The organism is Sorangium sp. So ce363 (assembly GCF_051520435.1).
In the GTDB taxonomy this organism is placed as follows: Bacteria; Myxococcota_A; Polyangia; order Polyangiales; family Polyangiaceae; genus Sorangium; species Sorangium cellulosum_B.
In genome coordinates, this window is record NZ_CP150333.1 from 7,316,546 (window position 1) to 7,340,257 (window position 23,712).

Consider the following 23,712-nt stretch of genomic DNA (forward strand, 5'->3'; position numbering starts at 1 on the left):
GGCGAGACCGACAACACAGTCCGAGCGGATCCAGGCGAAGCGAGCGCGTTGCGACCGACGAGCCAGGGGGTCTTCCGCGCTCCACGCCAACAACCGGGAGAGAGCCGATGGCAGATAGACAGAGACATGACGGGGTCACCTCACCGCGCCGCGACGCCCGGCGCTCCTCGCTCGAGCTGCTAGCGAAGGTCGGTCGCTCATCGCGGGTCTCCCTCGTCGCCGCGGTGGTCGCGCTGATCACCAGCGCGCCGGGGCGCCCCGCGCTGGCCGCGGACAAGGCGCCTGAGGGGCGATGGGTCGCTGGATGGCACAGCAGCCCGACGCCCGGCGGCACGTTCAACTCGCAGGATTGTCCCTCGGACGTCGGCCTCGCCGACCAGACGGTCCGGAACATCGTCCGCGTGAGCGCCGGCGGGAGCTCGGCGCGCGTGCGCATCTCCAACGCCGGCGGCAGCGAGCCGCTCAAGGTGGGCTCGGCGTCGGTCGCGCTCTCGGCCGGTGGAGCCGCCACGGTCGCGGGGAGCTCACTGCCGCTGCGCTTCGGAGGCCAGACCTCGATCGTCATCGCCGCGGGCGGCGAGGCGGTGAGCGACCCCGTGGCGCTGAAGGTCCAGCCGCTGCAGGCGCTGGCGGTGAACGTCTACCTTCCGGGCAAGACCGGGCCGATCACGCAACACTACTTTGCAGCACAGGACAACTTCCTCGCTGCGGGCAACCAGACAGGGAACGGCGCCGACAAGCAGTTCACACGGAAGATCTCGTGCTGGATGGCCGTGTCGGGCGTCGACGTCAAGGCCTCACCGGACGTCGTCGGCACCCTGATCACGCTCGGCGATTCGATCACGGATGGATACCTGTCGACCAAGAACGACAACCATCGCTACCCCGATTACCTCGCGCAGCGCCTCGCCAGCCGGAAGGGGCCGACCCTCGCCGTGGCGAACGCCGGGATCATCGGGAACGAGCTGCTCACCGTCCGTCCGCAGCTCCAGTTCGGGTATCCGGTCCCTGCCCGCCTCGCGCGCGACGTGCTGACCCAGCCCGGAGCGCGCGCGATCATCCTGCTGGCAGGCATCAACGACATCGGCGATCGCTCCGCCAAGGCCGCGGATCTGATCCCGGCGATCCAGCAGATCATCCAGTCTGCCCGCGCCGCCGGGCTCAAGATCTACGGCGGCACCCTGGTGCCCTTCGCCGGCTCGAACGGCACCTACAAGGGCGACTACGGCACCGCCAAGGGCGAGCAGGAGCGGCAGAAGCTGAACACGTGGATCCGCACGAGCGGCGCCTTCGACGGGGTGATCGACTTCGACAAGGCCCTGCGCGACCCGGCCGATCCGAGCCGCCTGCTCCCGGCCTACGACGCGGACAAGCTGCACCCGAATGACGCCGGGTACCAGGCGATGGCGAACGCGGTGGACCTGGACGCGATCATCAACGCCGTCGTCAAAGCGACCTCCCCGTAACCAAGGGCGGCGGCGATCCGTCGCGATCGCCTGCGCCCCGCGGAGCTCGCGGTGGCTCGTCGCTCCGCCGCCGTCCTCCGCTGGCACGCCGAGCGCGGCGAATCCGCCCAAGGTGCGCGTCCCAGATCCCCCGCAGCGCTCGCATTCGAGCCCCCGCGCCCGTCTCTTCGACGGGGCGAGCATCGAAGATGCAATGATTGTCTGTCGGTCCTATAAATGATAAGTGGCCTTATCATGCCCGTCCGCGCGCCGATCAAGCCGCCCGAGACGAACGAGATTGTCCTGGTCGGAGGTCATCTGGGCGTGAAAGGCCGGTCCCACGCGTCGAGGAAGGCGAGGGAATATGAGCTCTGACGACGGCGATCAGGGGGACTACAGGAAACTCGCCAACGCGCTGCCTCAGATCATCTGGACGTGCGACGCCGAGGGACGCCTGGATTGGGTCAACGATCGATGGACGGAGCTCACCGGCCTCGGCCGCGAGGAGTCGCTCCGGGACAAGGGTGCGCTCGCCGCCGTGCACCCCGACGATCGGGCGCACGTACAGCGGTGCTTCGCCGAGGCCCTCTCCACCTCCAGCACGTGCGAGATGGAATACCGGCTCCGCACCCGGGCGGGTGTCTATCGCTTCCACCTCGGCCGGGTGGTGCCGATTCGGGGCGACGACGGCAAGGTCACGCGATGGGTGGCCGCCGTGTTCGACATGCATGATCAAAAGGAGGCCGAAGCGCTCGCGCGAGCGCGCGCAGATGAGCTCGCGGTGCTGATGGATGCCGTCCCGGCCGCGGTGCTCGTCGCCCGCGACCCAGGCTGCCAGGAGCTGCACGGCAACCGCGCCTTGCACGCGCTGCTCGGGAGCGATCCGGGGCAAAACCTGGCACGGACGGCCCTGGGCGCGGGCGACGACGCGGTAGACGACCGCGGCTTCAAGGTGCTGGTCGACGGCGTGAACCTGCCCCCGGGGGAGCTGCCCCTCCAGCGGGCGGCGCGCGGCGACGAGGTGACGCCCCACGAGATCGTGCTCGAGTTCCCGGACGGGCGCGCGATCCACCTGTACGGCGGGGCGGTGACGCTGCGCGAGCCGAGCGGCGAGGCGCGCGGCGCCATCAGCGCGCTCGTCGACGTGACGCGGCTCAAGGAGACAGAGGCTCGGCTCCACGAGGTGGCGCGCCAGAAGGACGAGTTTCTGGCGCTCCTGTCCCACGAGCTCCGCAATCCGCTCGCCCCCATCCTCACGGCGGTCCAGCTGATGGAGCTGCGCGGCAACGTCGCGACGCCGCGCGAACGCGAGGTGATCGCGCGCCAGGCGCAGCACCTGATACGGCTCGTCGACGACCTGCTCGACGTCGCGCGGGTGGCGCGCGGCAAGGTCACGCTCTCGAAGAAGTGGCTCGAGCTGGCGAGGGTCGTGGAGCAGGCGGTCGAGGCGACGGAGCCTCTCCTGGCGCAGCGAAGGCACAAGCTCACCTTGTCGGTGCCCACCGAGGGCCTCCCGATCGAGGGCGACGAGGTCCGCCTCACCCAGGTGGTCAACAACCTGCTCACGAACGCCGCGCGCTACACCCCGCCCGGAGGCCACATCGAGGTGACCGCCCGCCGCGAGGGCGGCGATGTCGTGCTGCGCGTCCGGGACGACGGCGAGGGCATCGATTCGAGCCTGCTGCCCCACGTGTTCGAGATGTTCGTGCAAGGGGAACGTGGCTCGGACCGAGCCCTGGGCGGGCTCGGCCTCGGGCTGTCCCTTGTGCGAACGCTGACGATGATGCACGGGGGCGTCGTGAGCGCGAAGAGCGCCGGCGTCGGTCGAGGCAGCGAGTTCACGGTGCGTCTTCCAGCGGCGGCGGCCCCGCCCTCGGCGGCGCCCGAGGCTCGCCCGCCTCAATCGCGGCCGCCGCAGACGCGGCGCCGGCGCGTCCTGGTCGTGGACGACAACCGAGACGGCGCCGAGCTGATCGCGGAGATGTTGAGCAAGAGCGGCCACGAGGTGCGCATCGCTCACGACGCGTCACGCGCGCTGTCGCTCGTGGACGCCTTCCGGCCCCAGATCGCCATCCTCGACATCGGCTTGCCCGTGATGGACGGCTACACGCTCGGGCGCGAGCTCCACACGCGCCTCCAGGACGCCCCGCCGATCCTGATCGCCCTCAGCGGTTACGGCCAGGACAGCGACAAGCGCAGCAGCGACGCAGCGGGCTTCCGGCTGCACCTCGTCAAGCCGATCGACGCCGGGGTGCTCGTCCCGTTGCTCGACGGGCTCCCCGACGACGCCGGGGGGCGCTGAGAGCCGCTCACGCCGGGAGCGCCGTCGCCATCGCAGCGGCGAGGCCGAGCCGCGGCGCGCCCCGGCTCAAGCCCCCTTTGCGGCGGAGAACGGATTCACGTACGTCGTGGCGCCGATCTGTGCCCAGGTGTCGTGGCGCCCGTCGAGGTACACCACCGGGACGCCCGTGAGGTCTGCGTCGTCGAGGCAGTTCAGGTTCACGGAGCAGAACTCCCCGCCGAGCTCCGGGATGTTTCCGTGCCCGAAGACGCGGATACCGCAGGTCTTGCAGAACCGGGCATGGCCGGCCTCGAACCGCGAATAGTCGCCGAGGACCTCCTCGCCGGCGAGCAGGCGGAAGGCGCTCGGCTTCACGATGGTGCCCCACCACCTCGTCTTCGTGCAGATCGTGCAGTTGCACTGCGTCGTCCCGGCGCTCGGGTCGAAGTCGGCCTCGAAGCGGACGGCGCGGCAAACGCAGCTGCCCTTGTAGGTTCGGATGCCGGCGGTGGTCGTTGTGTGCTCGGAAGCGGCGTTGCTCATGGGCGGTGGCTCCAGGGATGGGGGGCGGGGGCCGTAGGGCTCGTCGAGACGCGCCTTCGGGCGCCTCGCCCGCGGGATGAGAGGAAGCTAGACTGGATTGCGGACAGATTCGGTCCGCAAGGAGAGGCGGTATCAAGCTCCTTTTGCGGCGCGGAACGGGTCCACGTACGTCATGGAGCCGATCGGCGCCCACGTGTTGTGGAGCCCATCGACGTACACCACCGGAACGCCGGTGAGGTCCGCGTCGTCGAGGCAGTTCAGGTTCACGGAGCAGTAATCGCCGCCGAGCATCGGGAGGTGCCCGTGCGCGAACACGCGGATACCGCAGGTCTTGCAGAACCGGGCATGGCCGGCCTCCGATCGCGAGTGGTCGCCGAGGACCTCCTCGCCGGCGAGCAGGCGGAAGGCGCTCGGCTTCACGATGATGCCCCACCACCTTGTCTTCGCGCAGATCGTGCAGTTGCACTGCCCCGTCCCGGCGCTCGGGTCGAAGTCGGCCTCGAAGCGGACGGCGTGGCAAGCGCAGCTGCCCTTGTAGGTCCGGAGGCCGGGGGGCGTCGTTGTGTGCTCGGAAGCGGCGTTGCTCATGGGCGGTGGCTCCAGGGATTTGGGGGCGGGGGCCGTAGGGCTCGTCGAGACGCGCCTTCGGGCGCCTCGCCCGCGGGATGAGAGGAAGCTAGACTGGATTGCGGACAGATTCGGTCCGCAAGGAGACAGGCGACACATGGTCCAGACCTCCGCGCGGCTGCTGAAGCTCTTGTCGCTGCTGCAATCCCGACGCTTCTGGACGGGCGGCGAGCTGGCCCGCGAGCTCGCGATCACCGAGCGCAGCGTCCGGCGCGACGTGGACCGGCTCCGGAGCCTCGGGTACCCCGTCCACGCGGCCACCGGCATCGGCGGCGGCTACCAGCTCGGCGCCGGGAAGGAGCTGCCGCCGCTGCCGCTCGAGGACGACGAGGCCGTCGCCGTCGCCGTGGGGCTGCGCGCGGCGGCGACCGGACCGGTGAGAGGGCTGGAGGAGGCGTCGGTCCGCGCGCTCGGGAAGCTCGAGCAGGTGCTCCCCAAGCGGCTCCGGCGCAAGGTGACCGCGCTGGGCGCCGTGAGCGTGCGGCTGGGCGACAGCGGCCCCACCGTCGACGCGGACGCGCTCGCCGCCATGGCGAACGCGTGCCGCGACGCCGAGGCCCTGCGCTTCGACTACAGCAGCCACAGCGGCGCCGCGAGCACGCGCGCCGTCGAGCCCTACCGGCTCGTGCACACGAGCCGCCGCTGGTACCTGCTCGCGTACGATCTCCAGCGAGACGCCTGGCGGACGTTCCGCGTCGATCGCATCCAGGGCAGGCCGAAGGCCGCGGGCCGCTTCAAGCCGCGCCCGCTGCCCGCGGAGGACGTGGCCGCCTACGTGTCGAGGTCGGTCTCCACGGACGCCTACCCGATCCGCGCGCGCGTGACCGTGCACGCCCCCGCGCAGGCCGTCTCGGAGCGGCTCTCGGGCGTGGCGGGGCGCATCGAGGCGCTTTCGCCGGACCGCTGCGTGGTCCACACCGGCGGCGGGAGCCTCGACGCGCTCGCGTTCCACCTCGGGTTCATGGGGTTCGAGTTCGAGGTGCACGAGCCCGAGGAGCTCATCGACCAGCTCCGCCGCCTCGCCGAGCGCCTCGGCCGGGCCGCGGGGCGGAGCGGGGCGGCGGGAGAAGGCCCAGGCGCGCGGTGAAAGGCCGGCGTCGCCACGCCGCGCCTGCGCGGGCGAGAGGCATCCTGAAAAGATGGGATCTGCCGGCGGCGAAGCGCGCACGGTGAGCAGGTCGCGACGTCAGGTCCAGTTGCAGAACTCGAGCGAATCCGGGTCCGATGCGACCTGGACTTCCACTTCAGAGCAGTCGACAGGCTCGTAGGAGTCGAACCCCTCGCCTTGCGGCGCCGCGACGCACTTGCCGCAGCCGAACCCGGCCGGGAAGCTCTCGGACCAGTCGAACCCCTGGCCGGAGTCGTCGCGCCAGACGATGACGTGCCGCGAGCTCACCCCGAGGAGCGCTGTATCGAGCACGTCGGGGTCGATCTCGCCCCCGGGCATCTGGGTGCCCGGCGCGAGGAGCATGACGAAGCCCATGCCGACACCGTTGCTGTTGAGCGCCTCGCGCGGCGGCGCCGACCCGAAGCCGACGGTGAACGTCGCGCCGGAGAGGCTCCCCTCGCCGAAGTTGAAGCCGTAGTCGGGGCTGGACGAGCTCACGATCCAGACGACGGCCACCACGGCGCCCTCTGGAGCCGTCTCCCCCGTGATCGGTCCGGTGACCGTGAATCCCCCCGCCCCGCCGCCCTCTCCGGTGCTGCCGCCGCCGCCCTCTCCCGTGCTGCCGCCCGGGCCTTCCTGCGTGTCATCGGAGCATGCGGGCAAGGCCAACATCATCCCCATCAACCCTGCGAACACCCATCGTGCGCTCTTCATATCCACCATCGAGCACAGCGCGCTCGATAACGGAAGCGAACCGCACTGTTTCCAGGGCGCAAAATCCTGCTCGATCCGCCCCGTTCACCCATGTTGAAGACCTGTCCCCTCACGCGACGCGAACAGGCTCACTCCGAGAGCGCCGCCGCGATCGTCGCGTCGAGCCCGGCGCCCCGGCCCTCGAGGAAGCGCGCATCGTCGATCGCCTCCCCCAGCGCCGCGCGCGCGGCCTCGACGCACGCCTCGAGCGCCGGCCGCTCGATGGGCGGCACCGGCGTGCCGATGGCCTCGCGGAGCGCCGCGGCGCCGCCGAGCAGGCGCGCGCCGCGCTCCGCCTTCCCCGCCCGCACCGCCGCGCACGCCAGCGCCTCCAGCACGCTCGCGGAGCGCCAGAGATCGCCGAGCTCCCGGTGCAGCCGCAGGCTCGCCCGCAGGCGCCGCTCCGCGAGGGCGAGATCGCCGCGCTCGATGGCGATGAGGCCCAGGATGTTGCTCGTCCAGGCGATCCCCTCCTTGAATTTGACCTGCCGCGACAGGCCCTCGCTCTCCTCGCAGAGGCGGACCGCCTCGCCGAGCTCCCCGCGGTAGAACGCCGCGCAGCCGAGGTAGAGCAGCGCCGTCGCGGTCCCCTCGCGATCGCCCGCGCGACGGAGCTCCGGCAGGGCGAGGCGGCACGCGCCCTCCGCGCGCGCGGTGTCGCCCGAGAGCCACGCCGCGAAGCCCGAGTAGCCGAGCGCGCGCGCCGCCTCGAGCGTGTCGCCGCGGCGCGTGGCCAGCGCGAGGCTCTCGCCGTGCAGCGAGAGCGCGCGCTCGTAGTCGCCCTGCTCGCGGGCGACGCTCCCGAGGATCTGGATCACCGACGCGAGCCCGCCCTCGTCCCCGAGCTCGCGGTAGAGCGTCGCGCCCCGCTCGAGCAGCGCGCGCGCCTCGCGGTAGTCGCACTGGAGGAGCGCGAGCCTCCCCGCGCCCCGGAGCGCCGACGCCACGTGCTCGGGCGCGACGCCCCCGGCGCCCGCGAGCGCCCGGCCGAGCCACGCGCGGCCCTCCTGGTAGTGCCCGTGGATGTACCAGAACCGCGAGAGCGCCGCGGCGAGGCGCACCGCGGCGCCCGCGTCGGCGCCCGCGAGCGCGAGCTCCAGGGCGAGGCGGAGGTTGTCGTGCTCGAGATCGAGCGCCGCGAGCCACGCGGCCTGCTCGGTCCCGCCGAGCGCCTCGGCCGCGCGATCGGCGAGCTCCAGCGAGAGCTCGACGAAGCGCCGGTTGCACGCCTCGGCGGCGCCCTCCTCCGCGAGCCGATCGAGGCCGTACTCGCGGAGGATCGTGAGCATCTGGAACCGCGGCTCCTCGCCCGCGACCTGGAGCACGAGGCTCTTGTCGATCAGCGACTCGAGGATCCCGAGCGTGTCGAGCGCCGGATCGCGGGAGGCGCACATCTGGTCCGCCATGGCCAGCGAGAAGCCGCCCGCGAACACGGCGAGCGTGCGGAACGCCAGCTGCTCCTCCGGATCGAGGAGGCCGTAGCTCCAGTCGATGGCGGCGCGCATGGTCTGCTGGCGCTCGGGCAGATCGCGCGCGCCGCCCGTGAGCAGGCGGAACGAGCCCGCGGGCGCGGAGGAACGCCCGGCGGCCCCGCGGTCGCCGAAGCGCGAGAGCAGCGCCGCGGGGGTGAGGACCCGGAGGCGCGACGCGGCGAGCTCGATCGCGAGCGGCAGGCCGTCGAGGCGCGCGCAGATCTCCACGATCTCCGCGGCGTTGTCGGGGCCGAGCTGGAAGCCGGGCTTGATCGCGGCGGCCCGGCGGCAGAACAGGCTCACCGCCGAGCTCGCCAGCGCGGCGTCGACCGTGACGTCGCGCGGCTCCGGCACCTCCAGCGGCGGCACGACGTAGCGCCGCTCGCCCGAGAGGTTCAGCGCGGCGCGGCTCGTCACGAGGAGCGAGAGGTGCGGGCAGCTCGCGGAGAGGTGCGCGATCGCCGGCGCCGCGGCCGTCAGGTGCTCGAGGTTGTCGAGCAGGAGCAGCAGGCGGCGGTCGCGGAGGAACTGGACCACGCGCTCGAGATCCGGCCGCGCGCCGCCCTCGCCGAGGCAGAGCGCCTGCGCGATCGCCGAGGGCACCAGCGCCGCCTCGCGCAGCGACGCGAGGGGCACGAAGCAGACGCCGCCCGGGAACACGGGGACGAGCTCCTCGGCGACCTGGAGCGCGAGCCGGGTCTTGCCGGTGCCGCCGACGCCGGTGAGCGTGAGCAGGCCGGCCTCGGGGTCGAGCAGGAGCGCGGCGATCTCGGCGCGCTCGCGGGCGCGGCCCACGAACGGCGTGCGCTGGACCGGCAGGTTGTGGCGCGGCCGCTCGGCCTCCGGCGAGCCGAACAGGCCGAGCGGCGGCGTGCTGTAGGAGCCGGGCGGCGGCGGCGAGGTGCCGAGCGGCGGCGTGCCATAGGAGCCGAGCGGCAGCGAGGTGCCGGGCGGCAAGGTGCCGTGGGGGCCGAGCGGCGGAGCGCCGTGGAGGCCGAGCGGCGGAGCGCCGTGGAGGCCGGGCGGCGAGGTGCCGTGGAGGCCGGGCGGCGGCAAGAAGCGGTCCGAGTCGCGGTGCGCGCCGCCGGGGAGCGCCTGGGGCGGGGCCTCGACCGTGCCCGCGAGCTCGATGGTGTCGGTGCTGAGCATGTCCGCGGGCACGCCGCCCCTGCGCGACGCCGGCCCGCCGGCGCCGGGCGGCTCGGCGGCCGCCGAAGAGCCCTCGAGCGCTGCGCGCAGCGCGAGGCTCTGCTGGCGGACCGAAGGAAAACGCCCGGCCGGGTCGCGGTCGCACGACCGCAAGAACCACGCGTCGAACGCGGGCGGGAGCCACCGCCAGCGCGTCGACGGCGGGTAGAGCCGCATCACGAGGAGCGCCGCCATCAGCTCGGCCATGCTGTTCGCGGTCCAGTAGATGTCGCCGGTCAGGAGGCGGACGGCGATGAGGCCGATCGCCCACACGTCCGCCGCGGGGCCGATCTGGTCCGAGCGCCCGCGCGCCTGCTCGGGGGCCATGTAGATGGGCGTGCCGATCGCCGTGCCCGTGGCGGTGATCCCGCCCGACGCGCCGAGCGCGCCCGGGTCGACCGCCTTGACCAGGCCGAGGTCGAGGATCTTCACGCGCTCCCGCCCGTCGTCGCCGATCGCGAGGAAGAGGTTCGCGGGCTTGAGATCGCGGTGGGAGAGGCCCCGCGCGTGGGCGAGCTCGAGGGTCTCGGCGACCTCGCCGAGCCAGCGCTGCACTTCGCCGGGCGAGCGCCTGCCCTGGGTGGTGACGAGCTGCTCCAGGTCGTGGCCCCGGAGCAGCTCCATCACCAGGAAGGGGGCATCGTCGAGCTCGCGGGCGAAGCCGGCGTCGAGCATGCGCACGAACCCGGGCGCGTCGAGGAGCCGCATGGCCCGGATCTCGCGCTCGAACCGGGAGGCCGCCGCCGTGCCGGCCGCGTGTGTCCGGAGCAGGACCTTCACCGCGACCTGACCGCCTCCGTCGAGGTCGTCGGCCATGTACACCACGCCCGCGCCGCCGCGGCCGATCTCGCTCAGGAGACGGTAACGGCCACCAAGGACGAGCGGGCAATCCGGAGAGAGCATGAGGCGGCCGCGACCGGGACGAGCTCGGGAGGGGCCACGGCGGCGGCAGCTTACCACAGGGGGCGCCGACGCCCCGCCATCGGCGGTTTCCGTCCCACCGTGAGGTGTCCTCGGGAGAGAGAGCGGCGCCCGAGCCCCCGCTCGGCATGTTCGCCCGGGGCTCTCACGTGGTCTCCGCGACGGAGCCCGGGTTGGGCGAAGCCGCTCCTTCGGATCGGCGCAAGCCCCACGGCAACGCATCGCGTCATTCACCGGCGCCGCACGCCTGTGTCACTTGAATGTTATCTGCAATCACATTGCGAATAACACTTCTCCAGGAGCATCGATTGGCGGTATAGGAAGCGTGCGCTTCAAGGCGTCGAATCACGAGGAGGCGGGGCGATCGCATTCGCACGCTGGCGAGCACGCGCTCGGCCGCCGGGCGTGCGTCGTTGCGCGCTCCTGGCCGGTTATCGCCGCGCCTGGCCGGGATCTGCGGCAGCGCGTGAATCGCTCGTGTCATCCGCTCAGGAGAAATGGATGCGACTGCTGAAATACAAACCTAGCAAGCTGGCCGTCACCGCCCGGAGGAACCGACAGGAGCTCATCCAGGCCGGCCTCACCCGGCGCGATCTCGTCAAGATGGGGCTCATGGCGGGCAGCGGGTACCTGGTCACCAAGAGCGGGCTGAGCGCGCGCGCCAGCGACGAGCCCGAGAGCCCGCCCACGACGCCGTGGTCTCAGCCGCTGGTCGTTCCGCCCGTTGCCTCCCCCGTCACCTTGACGCCGGCGCCGGCGGAGCTCGCCGTGACCGGGGAAGCGCCGCGGGCGGCGCACCCGTTCTGGACCCGCTTCTTGCCCCAGAAGAAGTACGAGCTCCGGGCCCAGGTGTTCCAGCACAGCTACCACCCTGAGCTGCCCTCGAACACGGCGTGGGGCTGGGGCGGCACGTTGCCGGGCAAGACGATCATGGCGCGTTATGGCGAGCCGATCTCCGTGCGCTTTCACAACGAATTGCCGGCGCTCTCGGCGCACGCGGGCTTCGGCCGGCCCGAGGTCTCGACCCACCTGCACAACCTGCACACGGCGCCGCCGAGCGACGGCTTCCCCAACGATTTCTACGCCACGGGCCTGTTCAAGGATCACCATTACATCAACGCGTACGCCGGCTTCGACACGCCCGCGTACTTCCCGCTCGGCGACCCGCGCGAGGCGCTCGGCACGCTCTGGTATCACGACCACCGCGCCGATTTCACGTCGCAGAACGTCTACCGTGGCCTCGCCGGCTTCTATCTGCTCTTCGACGACGTCGACTCGGGCGACGAGGGAGACACGAGCCCGACGGCGCTCCGGCTCCCGAGCGGCGAGTACGACGTGCCGCTCCTGTTCACCGATCGGGTCTTCGACGAGGACGGCCAGATCTACTTCGACATGTTCAACTTCGACGGCATCCTGGGAGACAAGTTCCTCGTCAATGGCAAGATCCAGCCATTCTTCAAGGTCGCCCGGCGCAAGTACCGATTCCGCCTGCTCAACGGCGGGCCGTCGCGCTACTACCGGTTCTACCTGAGCAACGGGGCCAATTTCACGATCATCTCGAGCGACGGCAACCTGCTGCCGGCGCCCATCACCGCGCAGAGCGTGCGGCTCGCCGTGGCCGAGCGGGTCGACGTCATCATCGATTTCACGAACGCGGCGATCGGCACCAACATCATCCTCGAGAACCGCCAGGCCCAGGACGACGGCCGCGGGCCGGATGAAGACATCCTGCCCGCAGGGCAGGGCAATGCCGTCCTGCGCTTCGAGGTCGACCGCAACGCCCCCGACCCGAGCCAGGTGCCCGCCACGCTGCGCCAGCTGCCGCCAGTCAACCTGAACGAGGTCGTCGCGACGCGCACGTGGGAGCTGGAGCGAACGAACGGCGCGTGGGCCATCAACGGCCAGTTCTACGACCCGAACGTCGTCCGGGCGAACCCGACCCGAGGCACCGCCGAGATCTGGACCTTGAACAACTCGTCGGGCGGATGGTCGCACCCGCTCCACATTCACCACGAAGAGTTCCGGATCCTCAGCATCGACGGCGCGCCGCCGCCGCCGCGCCTCGCCGGGCGGAAGGACGTCATCGACGTGGGTCGACTCACGGGCTCAGAGATTCAGATCTTCATGCGGTTCCGCGATTATGTCGGGCGCTACGTGATGCACTGTCACAACACGCTCCACGAGGACCACGCCATGATGCTCCGCTGGGACATCATCCCCTGACCGGAGCTGGAGACGCCGTATGTCGAACCGTGTCCGGATGCTCCGCTGGGGCCTGTACGCGCTGTGCGCGCTCGCCCCGGCGGCCTACGTCATGGCCAGCGAGGGGCTCCCGGCGAAGCCGCGGGCGGTGGCGCGCTTCGCGCCCAGCCCGGGCGGCTTCGGCGCCGACTACTTTCCCGACGTGACGCTGCGCACCCACGAGGGAAAGGAGGTTCGCCTCTATGACGACCTCCTCAAGGACAAGGTCGTCGTCATCAACTTCATGTATGCGCGCTGCGAGGGGATCTGCCCGGGCACCACCGCCAACCTGCGCAGGGTGCAAAACAGGCTCGGGGACGCGGTCGGCCGCGACGTCTTCATGTATTCGTTCACCCTCAAGCCCGAAGAAGACACGCCCGACGTGCTGCGCACGTACGCGGCGGCCCACGGCGTCAAGCCGGGCTGGCTCTTCCTGACAGGGAGCGCCGGCGATCTCGATCTCGTGCGGCGCAAGCTCGGCTTCGTCGACCCCGATCCGGAGATCGACGGGAGCGCATCGTCGCATATCGGCGTGGTCCTGTACGGGAACGTGGCCCACCAGCAGTGGGCCGCGTGCCCCTGCCTGACGAACCCCGACGTCATGCTGGAGCAGATCCTCTGGATGCTCCCGCAAGAAAAGCGCCCCGGCATCGGCGTCGCGCCCCGCGCGCCCGCCGAGGTCAGCCAGCTGCCGCCGGTCCACCCGTGACGCCGCCCCGAAGCACCCTCGCGAGGCTCGCGCTCGCCCCGCTGATGACCGTCCTCGCCTGCCGCGGCGGAGGCGAGGACGGCGCCCGCTATCACAGCCGGGGCGTGCTCCGCAACATCGCGTATCCGGACGGTCAGCGGGTCTTGCTCATCCATCACGAGCCGATCCCCGACTTCGTGAGCCGCGACGGCCGCAAGAGGGGCATGGCCTCGATGGCGATGCCGTTCGGCGTCGCCCGAGAGGTGTCGCTCGATGGCCTGGCGCTCGACGACACGATCGAGTTCACGTTCGTCGTCGACTGGGAGCGGTACCCGACGTCGCTCGTCACCGACCTCAAGGAGCTGCCGCCCGGCACGCCTCTGCAGACATCGCCTCCCTGACGCGCGCCGCGCGAAGCGCTCCCTCGCGTTGCGGGAAGCAGGTATGCTCTGCGCCGCGTTGGAGGGATGGCGCCGAGCACCAGCGAGAGCCCGCGCTCCGGCGCGACCCGCGGCCACGGAGCCGGCGCTCCGCGGCCCGGAACGCCGCCCCCCGCTGCTCGCCAGGAGAGAGCTCCATGACCAGCACCGATGACAAGAGCGACGTGTTCCTCATCCCGATGCCCGGCAAGCGCGTGGCGCGCATCCCCGTCGCGGTCCTCGAGCGCTACCTCGACGAGGCCACGCGCGTCGTGCACGACCCCGCCGAGCCGGAGAGCGACGTGACCGCCCACGGGATGTCCGTCGACCCCGCGACGGGCGCGAGCGTCTGGCACACCGAGTGGGAGCTCGGCCCTTGCGACTACACCGACGAGAGCGGGTTCCCGCAGAGCGCCTACGCCTGGCACCGCCACCCGCTCGGGACCGAGTACACCGAGATCTACCAGAAGTGAGCGCGCCCCGGCCGGCCGTGCCCCGCTCCTGCCCGCGCGCGCCTCGCGCGCCTCGCGCTCCACGCGCGCTCCACGCGAAAGCTCGCCCGCGCCGCCTGCGCCGACCGAGCGCGCCGCTCCTCGCGGCGGCCGCCGGCGCGCTCCTCCTCGCCTCGCTCGCCTCGGCCTGCATCGAGCGCGGTTATCCCCTCGCCGGGAGCGGGCAGGTCGAGCTCCGCGCCGACGTCGCCGGGCCGCTGTTCGCCGCCGACACGCTCGACGAGGCGGGCAAGCCGGTGCTGCCCCGCCAGAGCCCCTGGCGGACCGCGGTCTCGCTCAAGCTGACCGAGGCGAACGAGCCGGCGTACGGCGGCTACGTCGAGGTCCGCGCCGTCCCGAGCGAGGCGCTCGCGCTGCACCCCGTGGAACGCGACCAGGAAAACGGGGCCTCGTGCGGCCTGAAGGACGGCGCGTTCCGCTGCACCGCCGGAACCCAGGGCTACGCCCGCTTCACCGCCGCCTCGGAGGGCGACTGGTCCGGCGAGGCGCGGCTCGTCGTCTCGTGGGCCGACCGCACCGAGGAGCTCCCGATCACGATCCTCCCCGCGGGCTTGCCGGAGGACGCCACCAACTTCGCGCTCATCGCGGGGGGCCTCGGCGACAGCGACCGGGTGCTCGCGACCTACGTCCCCCTCATGTGCACGATCGGCCCCCTGCCGGACGATCTCGGCGCCACCTGGCGGCCAGGCGCGATCCGGGCGCGCGAGGCGCGCGTCCGCGCGTCGCCTCCCCTGGACGCGCCGGGCGTCGTGGAGCACGCGCCGGTGATCATCGAGTCGCTGCACAGCGAGGCCGCCCTCTCGCTCACCCCCGATTGCCTCGAGCGGGCCTCACGCCTGCGCGTGCTGCTCGGCGCGACCGGGGAGAGCCCGCCCTTCATCCTGTGCTTCAGCGACCTCGGCGGCGAGGTGAAGATCGCCGTGAGCTCGGGGCAGAAGGCGCTCGACCCGATCCCCTCGCTCACCGTCGACCCCGAGCCGCGCCTGCTCCGCGTGCGCGCCCTCCGGAGCGTCGTCGCCGCGGGGACGCCCGGCGATCTCTTCGAGGTGAGCGCCTACAACGCCGAGCGCGTGCGCATCGCCGTCCCCGTCGACCTGACCGTCGGCGACGACCAGGTGATCGCGCTCGGCGAGGCGTCCGTGACCCTGCACGGCGAGGACAGCGAGGCGACGATCATCCAGGGCGTCGCTGTCGCGCCGGGGACGACGACGCTCCGTGTGACGCCCCGCCTGCTCGCGAGCCCGGAGTGCTCCTCCGAGCCCATCACCGTCACGCCGGAGCCAAAGCCGGAAGAGGACGCCGAAACGGAGACGGAGCCGGAGCCTGAGCCGGGCGCCGGAGGGGGAGGCTCGCCGTGAGCGCACGCAGATCCGCCATGTTCCTGTCGGCCGTGGCGCTCGCGCTCGCGATCGCCGCGCCCGCCACCGCGCCGGCGCAGGACGATCCCGAGACGGACACCGGGGAGACCGAAGACGAGGAGACGCCGGAGCCGGCCACCTCCCTGAGGCGCCCGACCGACGCGGCGCCGATGGCCGTCCCCGCCGACTTCGGCGGCAGCCTGCAGGTCGTGCGCGCGCCGGCGGGCACGGCCAGCGCCGCTTCGTCGGCCGGCGGGCCGGAGATCTTCCCGGACGCGCGCCGCGTCTGGATGAGCGTCCGCGACACCGATCCGGTCCCGATCGAGGCCGCGCGCCGCGGCGGCCGCTGGCTGTGCAGCGGCGGCGGCTGCGCCGCGCAGACCGGCGATCCCGGGCAGAGCCCGATCGGCGACCAGATGCTGCGCTCGATCAAGCTCCAGACCCCGACGCTGCCCCTGCCGCTCACGGTGTGGGGGCGGCTCACCGAGGACGGCCAGCGCCTGCTCGACTTCGACCCGGTGCTGCTCGGCCGCCGCTCGTACCGGCACGTCTGCGCCTACCGCCCGGTCGCCGACGCCCCGCGGTCTCCCGTGGGCGCGCCCGCCGCGCCGTCGCCGCCGTCGCCGCTATCGCCGCTGTCGTCCGATCGCGTGGACGTCTGCCGCGACGGCCGGCCCGAGCCGCCGCCGGCCGACGCGGGCGAGCTCACGCTGGGCATGCAGTGGCCGAAGCAGTCGGAGATGGCCGATTTCCACTACCTCGCCATCGTCGACAGCTGCGGCAACGCCCGGGTGCAGCCGTTCCAGCGCACGTTCACCGTGCCGGTCCTCGAGGTCGCCTCGGGCGGCTGCGGGCGCCCCGATGGCAAGGTCCTCCGCGTCTTCCCGGGCGGCGGCTGGCTCCGGGTCACCGCCTTCAACCTCCACGCGCCCGCGGCGGCCAACGTCGTCAACGCGACGTACCGGGTCACCATCCCGCCGCTCGAGAACCTCGTCGAGTCGAACCCGGCGCGGCTCCTCTTCCCCGATCCGCTCGCCGACGACCTGAAGGTCGACTGCGGCCCCACGCCGATCGCGCCCCGCGCGGATGCCGGGAGCCTCCCGCCGCCCGGGAGCGCCCGTCCGCCCGGGCCGCGGGCGGCGTCCCCTGCCCCGCCGGCGGGCCGGGTACCTGCGCGCGCGAATGGACAGCTCCAGGGCGGCGCAGGCGCCGGCCGGCGGCCCTCGACGGCGGCGCAGGCCGGTCCGACGGCGCAGCCCGGCGCGGTGGAGCAGGCCCCGCCTCCGGCGCAGGCCCAGCCGCCGGCCGGGCTGCCGCCTCCTCGCCGGGCGCCCGACGTGGATCCATCGCGCCCCGGGCCACAACCGCTCGCGCACGGCGCGGTCGTCATCTCGCCGGCGCCGCTCCGGCTGGGCAACTGCCGGATCCGGCTGACGGGCCAGGCCAAGCACCGGCTCGTGGCGCCGCTCGCGCTCCATGTCTCGCTGACGCGCACCGATCAGATGCGGAGCGGCACGCCGATCGAGCTCCTCCAGAACGGCACGTGGATCGTCACGCCGAGCAGCGCGGAGTTCGCGCTCCCGCCGCTCGCGGAGGACTTCGACGGGGACGCGCGGCTCCGGCTGGCCGTCTACAGCGATCCGCTGAGCCCGCAGGGCAAGGTGGTGCTCGTCTCCGACGCGGGCCGCGTCGCGAGCTCGCTGCGCTCGAACGAGCCCGGCGAGCCGGAGCGCGCCCGGCGCCTCGTGGGATCGGTGGCGATCCACTCGGTCCCGCTGTGCGGCGAGGACAACTTCCAGACGCTCGAGGCCGCGGGGACCTGCTTCCGCGCGTACCTCACCGTCCCGGCGATGCTGGCGACGCTGCAGGTCACCCGCGCGCCGTGGGTGGAGAAGCCCCTCGTCACGCGGAGCGTGCTCAGCGCCGTCGGCGTCGCGCTCGCGATCGACCGCTACGACCCGGTGGAGCGCCGGGCCTTCCCGATCGCGGCGCAGCTCGGCGGCTTCGTGCAGACGCTCGGCGAGGGGCGGGTCGGCCTCCTCGGCTACGTCGGCGTCGCGCCGACGATCCCCATCCTCGGCTCGGGCGGCAACACCACGTCGTTCGGCTTCCTGGCGGGGCTCGGGCTCGAGTACATCACCAACGACGCCGGGCCCGACGAGGGGCTCAAGCCCGCCGCGTTCGTGTCCGCGGTCGTGCAGGTGGGCCAGGCCGCCCCGCAGGTCTCCACGAGCGGCCGGGCGAGCTTCGGCACCTACGCCGGCGACTGAGCCGCCGCGGCGCGGGGCGCGCGGCGGCCCGGTCGCCCGCTCACCGGGGGTTCAGGATCATGTCCAGCTCCTCGATCGCCTGCCGCTGGATCGCGGTATCGAGCCGCACCTCCTCGAGCAGGGCGCGCGCCTCCGGGTAACGCCTCGCGATCACGAACGCCCGGATCCAGAGCACCTTGCGCTCCGACGCGAAGAGGGTGTTCGGCATCTCGCGCTCGTAGCGCTGGAGCGCCGCGGTCGCCCGGTCCGGATCGCGCGCCTGCAGCGCCTCGGTGACCGCGTCGAACAGGGCGATGTCGTGATTGCTGCCGGGCCCGTCGATCTCGATCTTGAGCTTCTCGATCGTCTCGGCGGCGACCGGCGCCGGCGAGCGCTCCCCCCGGTCGCGCGGCGGCACGCGCGCGCGCCGCTGGGCCGGGGGGCTCGGCCGCGGCGCCTCGACGGGCGCCGGGGCCGCCGGCGGCGCGACGGGCGGCGCCGGCGGCTCGGCGGGCCGGCGCGGCGGCATGGCGGCGATGAGCGCGGGCACGACGTGCCTCACCTCCTGCGGAGGCGGCGGCTCCGGGGCCTGGAGCGCGAGCCATGCCGCCCCCGTGGCCGCCGCCGCCGTGGCCGCGACGGGCGCGGCCACGCCCAGGGTCGGCACCTGGACGAGCTTCGCGAGGCCCTTGAGCCACGCCGCGGCGTCGCTCAGCGCCTGGCCGACGCCCCCGGCGGCGTTCCCGGCGCTGCCCGCCTTGAGCGCCCCCACCGACTCCTGCACGCCGCGGAGGATCGAGACCCGGACGTCGTCGGGCACGCGCGGCGAGATCCGCGCGGTGGCGAGGAGCGCCGCCAGATCCAGGGGCAACACGAGGCGAAAGCCCTCCCTCTTCCGGTCCTCGCGCCGGCGCTTCACGACGATGTCGTGGAACAGGCGGATGGCGCGCGCGCGCCACTTGTACGCGGTGGACAGCGGGATGCCGCGCTGCTGCGCGAGATCCGCCATCGGGGTGCTGTGGAGATCGTGCCCGACCAGGATCCAGTGCGCGTCGGCGTCGAGCTGCTGCATGAGCTCCAGCACGACGAGCCGCTCCTGATCCGAGATCAGCAGCTCTTCCGAGGTCTTGGAGGGGTCGACGAGGGGAGGGAGCTCATCGTCGGGCACGAGCTCTTCGTAGCGGTGCTGGGCCCGCTGCAGGTAGTGCGAGGCCGTGTGGACCGTGATCCTGTTCAGCCAGCGCTCGGGCCGGGAGATCTCGGGATTGTATTTGTTGAAGCTGAGGTACGCCGCGAACAGGACCTCCTGCGCGAGGTCCTTGCGATCGCGCAGCGGGACCCCCAGGCCCGTCAGCCAGCGCCCTACGAGCGCGGAGGTTTGCTCACGAAAGAGAAGCTCGAAAGCGCGCTCTTTCTCGGGTGGGCCACCTTGGCCCGGACGTCGAGGTCTTGTCATACACAAGTCCAGTTCCGGGCACGGACGGGAGATTGCCGCCCGAAGCAGGCCATGCGCGACGGACGGGGGGCCCGGACGGCTGCTCACGGGCGTCCGGAGCCCGGAAATGCCGCAGAATCCTCGCGAAAACGGGGGCGCCAGGGCGCTCCGGAGCCATCCGATTATCGAATATCATTCTGAAGTACAATTCATGCTGAGAATGAATCATGCTGCGCCCAGGTTGCGGCGCGAGGAGGCGCCGGGACGCACCGGCTCGCCGGGGATTCCGGGTGCGTCCGCGCGCGACTCGAGGCAGGCTGGCGCCCCCGCCCGGCGGATCCAGCGCATGAAGCTCACCGACTTCTCTCTTGCATCGATCGCGGCGAGCTCGCGCCGCAACACCATCCGCGACGTCTGGGACAAGCTGAGCCTCCTGCCAGGGGGCAAGCGCCTGTTCAGCCGGCTCATCGGCGCGATGGCCCCGTACACGGGGACGATCCGCGCCGAGGTCGAGGTCCTCGAGCGCGGCCGCGCGGAGGTGTCGATGCGCGACCGGCCGGGGCTGCGCAACCACCTCCGCTCGGTGCACGCCGTCGCGCTCGTCAACCTCGCCGAGCTCACCGGCAACACGGCGCTGTCCTACGCGCTCCCCGATGACGCCCGGTTCATCGTCGCGGGCCTCTCGATCGAGTACGTGAAGAAGGCGCGCGGGACGATCCGCGCCGTCTGCGAGTGCCCTCTCCCGGAGACCAGCGAGCGCAGGGAGTACGATATCCCGGTGAGCCTGCGCGACGCGACGGGGGCCGAGGTCGCCCGCGCCGTCCTCCGCAGCCTCGTCGGTCCGAAGAAGCACCCCTGAGCTCGGCGCCGCGCCGCCCTACGGAGCCCCCCGGCGCTCCCGACCCCTGCATTCCGGCAAAGCGCCACGCGCCGGAGGCCCCTGTACTCCAAAGCACGCTGCGCTGCGGCGGAGCCCTAAGCTCCGGAGCAGACGTGTGCTCCAAAGCACCTTGCGGGCCGGAGCAATCCTGTGCTTCGGAGCAATCCTGTGCCCGCAAGCACACGGGGAGCTCAGCTGCCGCCCGACCTCCCCTGAAGCGTCTCACCCCGTCCCACACCGAACCGGAGCGCGGACAGAGGGTTCGAGTCAACGCGCTCGACAAAGCGCTTCCAGGGTGTTTCGATTCTTCTCATGAGGAACCGGTCAACGATGGTGGCGCTCGCCGCGACGGGGATCAGCGTGATCTTCGCGGCGTGCGGGGGGGCCGATGGCTCGGTCTCCGCCGGCGGAGCCGGCGGAGCGGGTGCCGGGGCCAGCACGGGGACAGGCCCGGGGAATGGCTCGGGGAATGGCCCGGGAACAGGCGGGGAGACGAGCACCGGATATGGCACCGACGGGCCTGGAGAGATCACCACCGGGCCCAGCAGCGGCGCCGGAGAGGGCGCCGGCGGCGAGGCGTCGTGCGCGGGGGAGACGAAGACGGCGGAGCTCGTGCCGCTCGACCTCTACATCATGCTCGACTCGTCGGGGTCGATGAGAGATCAGCTCGCGACGGGCGGCACCAAGTGGACCGCCGTGACCGACGCGCTCGAGGCCTTCTTCACCGACCCCAAGTCGGAGGGGCTCGGCGTCGGGCTCCAGTACTTCCCTCTGCTGAACGCCGGCCAGCCCATGAGCTGCAGGACCAACGAGGAGTGCGGCGTCAGCGGGCCGTGCGCGCTCCGGGCCTGTCGCAGCTCGTTCGACGCCCGCACGGGCCTCCAGGTCTGCGTCGCCGACTCGGACTGCCCGGACGGCGACGAGTGCATCGACATCGGCGTCTGCTCCCAGAACACGGACGTCATCTGCGGTGACATCGGCGAGCGCTGTCCCAACCGCGCGGGCACGTGCAACAAGGTGTCCCGGAGCAGCTGCGCTCACCCGTACTCGTGCGTCACCGAGGACTACGCGACGCCCGCCGTCTCGATCGCGCCGCTCGACGCCGCCTGGGCCGACGAGCTCATCGGGTCGATCGACCGGACATTCCCCGACGGGGGCACGCCCACCGCCGGCGCCCTGTCCGGCGCGATCGCCCAGGCCCGGGCCCACGCCCAGGCGAACCCGACCCACAGGGTCGTTACCGTGCTGGCCACCGACGGGATGCCCACCGAGTGCAATCCCACGTCCGCCGACGGCATCGCGGAGATCGCGGCCGAGGGGCTGGGCGGCTCGCCGAGCATCTCGACCTTCGTCATCGGTGTCTTCGGCAGGGACGACGACGGCGCCCAGGCCACGATGAACCGCATCGCCGAGGGCGGCGGGACGACGTCGGCCTACTTCATCGACACGAGCTCCGACGTCACGCAGGCGTTCCTCGACGCGCTCAGCGAGATCCGCGGGACGAGCCTCGCGTGCGAGTACCAGGTCCCGGCGCCGTCCGCCGGGCAGACGCTCGATTACGGGACGCTCAACGTCCAGCACACGCCGCCGGAGGGCGCCGACCCGTCGACCATCTTCTACGTGGCCAGCGAGGCGCGCTGCGACGCGACCGCCGGCGGCTGGTACTACGACGTCGACCCCACGACCGGCGGCACGCCGACGAAGATCGTGATGTGCCCCGCGACCTGCACCCACTTCCAGGCGGGCGGGCAGGTCCAGCTCCAGGTCGGCTGCAAGACCGAGATCCCGCCGATCAACTGAGCCCTTCCCCCCACGCTCGCCCGCGCCGCTCGCCTGCGCGACCGGCAGCGGGCGGCGCGCTCATGCGTCGAGCGCCGCGGGCCGCACCGTGGCGGACGGGCCGTGGGTGCGCAGCCAGAAGTACGCCGCGGATGCGGCGAACAGGGCCCCGCAGAGGAACGCGGTCGCGTAGCTGAAGCCGAGGAAGAACTCGAGCCACGAGCGCTTCGCCTGGCCAAAGCTCTTGTAGAGCAGGAGCGCCACGCTCCCGAGGTAGCCGAAGGCGTCGGCCGCGGTGATCAGAAATCCCGCCGTCGCCACCGAGCCCACGGCCGCGATGAGCCGGTCGAAGAGGACGCAGTTGTAGGGGACGTACCCCACGTAGAGCCCGAGCCCGACGCTGATCATCCAGGCGACGGGGCCGATGACGCCCGCCTGGTAGAGCGCGGTGCTCAGCCCCGCGAGCGCCGCCCCGGCGACCATGACGCCGTGGATCGCGACGAGCGCCGCGCGGTTGTTGCGGATGCCGATCATCACCGCGACCGAGAGGAGCGCGCCGATCGCCACGGGGATCTCGGCCGTCGTCAGGATGGCCGGCTGGTCGGTGTAGCCGAGGGCGTCCCAGATCTCGCGGGCGAAGTTGTCCCGGAAATCGCGGTAGGCGGTGAGGACGACGTAGCCGAGGACGAGGGTCGCGAGCCCGCCGGCGTTCGCGAGGACGAACGCGCGCCGCGCGGCGCGGTCCATGGGCGCGCGCCGGGTCCGGAGCGCCTCGTCGTCCACCGAGGGCGGCGGGATCTGCGCGAGCATCCACACCGAGAGGAGCAGCGGCGGGAAGAAGAGGGCCCCCGTCACCGCGGGCATCCAGACCTCCGGGACCCCCCAGCCGAGCGTGATTTTGCCAACGGTCTTTACGAAGCCGCTCGCGACGATGAAGCTGGCGCAGAGGCCGGCGCCGAGCAGATCGCTCACGCGGCGCCCCTCGAGGAAGCCGAAGACGAGCCCCCAGACCATGCCGAGGGGCAGGCCGTTCAGCACCAGGAAGGCGGCGGCGTACGGGGCCGGCGCGAGCCCGAACAGGACGAGCGCGACCTCGCTCACCCCGATGCACGCGAGGATGGCGAGCGCGCGCCGCTCGGGCGGCATCTCGGAGACGACCTTGATGCCAAGGAACTTGGAGGCGCAGTACCCGAGCACCTGGGCGATGATGTAGAGGCTCTTCAGATCGAGCGCCGGGAGCAGCGGCAGCGCGACCATCCCCTTGTAGGAGCCGACCGCGAACGGCTTGCGGAAGGCGTACATGCAGAAGTAGGTCGCGAACGCGGCGATCACGGCGAAGGCCGTGAACACCGGCGCAGGGGCTCGCTCGAGCCATTTCGTCACGCTTCGCTGGGCCGGCATGGGAGCTCCGAGGAAGGCGCGAGGGTAATCGCGGCCGCGCGGCGCGCGCATGGATTTTCGGTGAGGAGCGGGCCGGGCTCCCGCCCGCACACGAACACGCGAACCGCGGATCTCGCCGTGGCCTGCCGAGCGTCCGCCCGGCATGCCGCGATGGTCACATTTTTCGCCTTCCGCCCTGCTCTTTCTTCTCCCGGCTCGTGTCGCGGCTCGCCCCTCGTCGCTCCGCTTTTCGGTCCTCGCTCTTCGTCTCTCGCGCCTTTCGTGGGAGCGCCCGCGCGCGTGCGGCGTTCGAGGAAGCTCATCGGCAATCGATGAGGCGGGCTCGTCCGTGGCGCCATAAGGCGGGCTCATCCGCAGAGCCATGGTCGAGCTCGGGTGCTCGGAAATCAACATCTCGGTGAGAAACGCCGCC

17 protein-coding genes are annotated in these 23,712 nt (G+C 72.3%); 11 read left to right on the forward strand and 6 right to left on the reverse strand.

Features of this window, described 5'->3' with window-relative positions:
• Positions 1 to 107: 107 nt before the first annotated feature.
• Both WMF12_RS27440 and WMF12_RS27445 read left to right on the forward strand, forming a co-directional pair.
• A complete protein-coding gene (locus WMF12_RS27440) occupies positions 108 to 1,466 on the forward strand; it encodes an SGNH/GDSL hydrolase family protein (RefSeq protein WP_437850186.1) in 1,359 nt (452 codons plus the stop codon).
• Between the two features lie 343 nt (positions 1,467 to 1,809).
• The gene (locus WMF12_RS27445; protein WP_437850187.1) at positions 1,810 to 3,747 is read left to right on the forward strand and encodes a PAS domain-containing hybrid sensor histidine kinase/response regulator; all 1,938 of its coding nucleotides are present in this window, start codon (positions 1,810 to 1,812) and stop codon (positions 3,745 to 3,747) included.
• 66 nt (positions 3,748 to 3,813) lie between these two features.
• On the opposite strand, the gene WMF12_RS27450 is transcribed toward WMF12_RS27445, so the two are convergent.
• Together WMF12_RS27450 and WMF12_RS27455 are read right to left on the reverse strand one after the other, a co-directional pair.
• Positions 3,814 to 4,269, reverse strand: a complete 456-nt coding sequence (locus WMF12_RS27450) for a GFA family protein (RefSeq protein WP_437850188.1) — start codon at positions 4,267 to 4,269, stop codon at positions 3,814 to 3,816.
• A gap of 132 nt (positions 4,270 to 4,401) precedes the next feature.
• Positions 4,402 to 4,857, reverse strand: coding sequence for a GFA family protein (locus tag WMF12_RS27455; RefSeq protein ID WP_437850189.1), 456 nt, complete (start codon positions 4,855 to 4,857; stop codon positions 4,402 to 4,404).
• A gap of 136 nt (positions 4,858 to 4,993) precedes the next feature.
• Between WMF12_RS27455 and WMF12_RS27460 the strand changes: the two genes are divergently transcribed.
• Entirely contained in the window at positions 4,994 to 5,983 is a 990-nt protein-coding gene (locus WMF12_RS27460) for a helix-turn-helix transcriptional regulator (protein ID WP_437850190.1), read from the forward strand.
• A 99-nt stretch (positions 5,984 to 6,082) separates the two neighbouring features.
• On the opposite strand, the gene WMF12_RS27465 is transcribed toward WMF12_RS27460, so the two are convergent.
• The gene (locus WMF12_RS27465) at positions 6,083 to 6,718 is read right to left on the reverse strand and encodes a hypothetical protein (RefSeq protein WP_437850191.1); all 636 of its coding nucleotides are present in this window, start codon (positions 6,716 to 6,718) and stop codon (positions 6,083 to 6,085) included.
• Between the two features lie 128 nt (positions 6,719 to 6,846).
• Positions 6,847 to 10,320: a protein kinase domain-containing protein gene (locus WMF12_RS27470; protein WP_437850192.1), complete on the reverse strand. Its 3,474-nt coding sequence runs from the start codon at positions 10,318 to 10,320 to the stop codon at positions 6,847 to 6,849.
• Between the two features lie 519 nt (positions 10,321 to 10,839).
• Here WMF12_RS27470 and WMF12_RS27475 point away from each other — a divergent pair.
• The 6 genes from WMF12_RS27475 to WMF12_RS27500 all read left to right on the forward strand — a co-directional run bounded on the left by WMF12_RS27475 (position 10,840) and on the right by WMF12_RS27500 (position 17,826).
• Positions 10,840 to 12,561 (forward strand): multicopper oxidase family protein, encoded by a 1,722-nt coding sequence (locus tag WMF12_RS27475; protein WP_437850193.1) that lies wholly within the window; start codon positions 10,840 to 10,842, stop codon positions 12,559 to 12,561.
• Positions 12,562 to 12,580: 19 nt separating this feature from the next.
• Positions 12,581 to 13,288 (forward strand): SCO family protein, encoded by a 708-nt coding sequence (locus WMF12_RS27480; RefSeq protein ID WP_437850194.1) that lies wholly within the window; start codon positions 12,581 to 12,583, stop codon positions 13,286 to 13,288.
• The gene (locus tag WMF12_RS27485; protein ID WP_437850195.1) at positions 13,285 to 13,668 is read left to right on the forward strand and encodes a hypothetical protein; all 384 of its coding nucleotides are present in this window, start codon (positions 13,285 to 13,287) and stop codon (positions 13,666 to 13,668) included. The genes WMF12_RS27480 and WMF12_RS27485 overlap by 4 nt, the downstream gene beginning before the upstream one ends.
• 176 nt (positions 13,669 to 13,844) lie before the next feature.
• Positions 13,845 to 14,159 carry a hypothetical protein gene (locus WMF12_RS27490; RefSeq protein WP_437739658.1) on the forward strand — a complete coding sequence of 105 codons (315 nt, stop codon included), beginning with the start codon at positions 13,845 to 13,847 and terminating at the stop codon, positions 14,157 to 14,159.
• Entirely contained in the window at positions 14,156 to 15,556 is a 1,401-nt protein-coding gene (locus WMF12_RS27495; protein ID WP_437850196.1) for a hypothetical protein, read from the forward strand. The genes WMF12_RS27490 and WMF12_RS27495 overlap by 4 nt, the downstream gene beginning before the upstream one ends.
• Positions 15,553 to 17,826 (forward strand): hypothetical protein, encoded by a 2,274-nt coding sequence (locus WMF12_RS27500; protein ID WP_437850197.1) that lies wholly within the window; start codon positions 15,553 to 15,555, stop codon positions 17,824 to 17,826. The genes WMF12_RS27495 and WMF12_RS27500 overlap by 4 nt, the downstream gene beginning before the upstream one ends.
• Positions 17,827 to 17,866: 40 nt before the next feature.
• Here WMF12_RS27500 and WMF12_RS27505 read toward each other — a convergent pair whose 3' ends face one another.
• Positions 17,867 to 19,261 (reverse strand): RNA polymerase sigma factor, encoded by a 1,395-nt coding sequence (locus WMF12_RS27505; protein ID WP_437850198.1) that lies wholly within the window; start codon positions 19,259 to 19,261, stop codon positions 17,867 to 17,869.
• A gap of 325 nt (positions 19,262 to 19,586) precedes the next feature.
• Here WMF12_RS27505 and WMF12_RS27510 point away from each other — a divergent pair, with 325 nt between their 5' ends.
• Positions 19,587 to 20,099 carry a hotdog fold domain-containing protein gene (locus WMF12_RS27510; protein WP_437739662.1) on the forward strand — a complete coding sequence of 171 codons (513 nt, stop codon included), beginning with the start codon at positions 19,587 to 19,589 and terminating at the stop codon, positions 20,097 to 20,099.
• Positions 20,100 to 20,432: 333 nt separating this feature from the next.
• Positions 20,433 to 21,920 (forward strand): hypothetical protein, encoded by a 1,488-nt coding sequence (locus tag WMF12_RS27515; RefSeq protein ID WP_437850199.1) that lies wholly within the window; start codon positions 20,433 to 20,435, stop codon positions 21,918 to 21,920.
• Between the two features lie 60 nt (positions 21,921 to 21,980).
• Here the strand turns inward: WMF12_RS27515 and WMF12_RS27520 are convergent, their stop codons facing one another.
• Complete coding sequence (locus WMF12_RS27520) at positions 21,981 to 23,300, reverse strand: DUF5690 family protein (protein WP_437850200.1); 1,320 nt, start codon at positions 23,298 to 23,300, stop codon at positions 21,981 to 21,983.
• Between the last annotated feature and the right edge of the window lie 412 nt (positions 23,301 to 23,712).

Excerpts from the sequence above, each read along its gene's own strand:
- WMF12_RS27440 (WP_437850186.1), top strand. The coding sequence starts at position 108 with ATGGCAGATAGACAGAGACATGACGGGGTCACCTCACCGCGCCGCGAC.
- WMF12_RS27445 (WP_437850187.1), top strand. The coding sequence starts at position 1,810 with ATGAGCTCTGACGACGGCGATCAGGGGGACTACAGGAAACTCGCCAAC.
- WMF12_RS27450 (WP_437850188.1), bottom strand. The coding sequence starts at position 4,269 with ATGAGCAACGCCGCTTCCGAGCACACAACGACCACCGCCGGCATCCGA.
- WMF12_RS27455 (WP_437850189.1), bottom strand. The coding sequence starts at position 4,857 with ATGAGCAACGCCGCTTCCGAGCACACAACGACGCCCCCCGGCCTCCGG.
- WMF12_RS27460 (WP_437850190.1), top strand. The coding sequence starts at position 4,994 with ATGGTCCAGACCTCCGCGCGGCTGCTGAAGCTCTTGTCGCTGCTGCAA.
- WMF12_RS27465 (WP_437850191.1), bottom strand. The coding sequence starts at position 6,718 with ATGAAGAGCGCACGATGGGTGTTCGCAGGGTTGATGGGGATGATGTTG.
- WMF12_RS27470 (WP_437850192.1), bottom strand. The coding sequence starts at position 10,320 with ATGCTCTCTCCGGATTGCCCGCTCGTCCTTGGTGGCCGTTACCGTCTC.
- WMF12_RS27475 (WP_437850193.1), top strand. The coding sequence starts at position 10,840 with ATGCGACTGCTGAAATACAAACCTAGCAAGCTGGCCGTCACCGCCCGG.
- WMF12_RS27480 (WP_437850194.1), top strand. The coding sequence starts at position 12,581 with ATGTCGAACCGTGTCCGGATGCTCCGCTGGGGCCTGTACGCGCTGTGC.
- WMF12_RS27490 (WP_437739658.1), top strand. The coding sequence starts at position 13,845 with ATGACCAGCACCGATGACAAGAGCGACGTGTTCCTCATCCCGATGCCC.
- WMF12_RS27505 (WP_437850198.1), bottom strand. The coding sequence starts at position 19,261 with ATGACAAGACCTCGACGTCCGGGCCAAGGTGGCCCACCCGAGAAAGAG.
- WMF12_RS27510 (WP_437739662.1), top strand. The coding sequence starts at position 19,587 with ATGAAGCTCACCGACTTCTCTCTTGCATCGATCGCGGCGAGCTCGCGC.
- WMF12_RS27515 (WP_437850199.1), top strand. The coding sequence starts at position 20,433 with ATGAGGAACCGGTCAACGATGGTGGCGCTCGCCGCGACGGGGATCAGC.
- WMF12_RS27520 (WP_437850200.1), bottom strand. The coding sequence starts at position 23,300 with ATGCCGGCCCAGCGAAGCGTGACGAAATGGCTCGAGCGAGCCCCTGCG.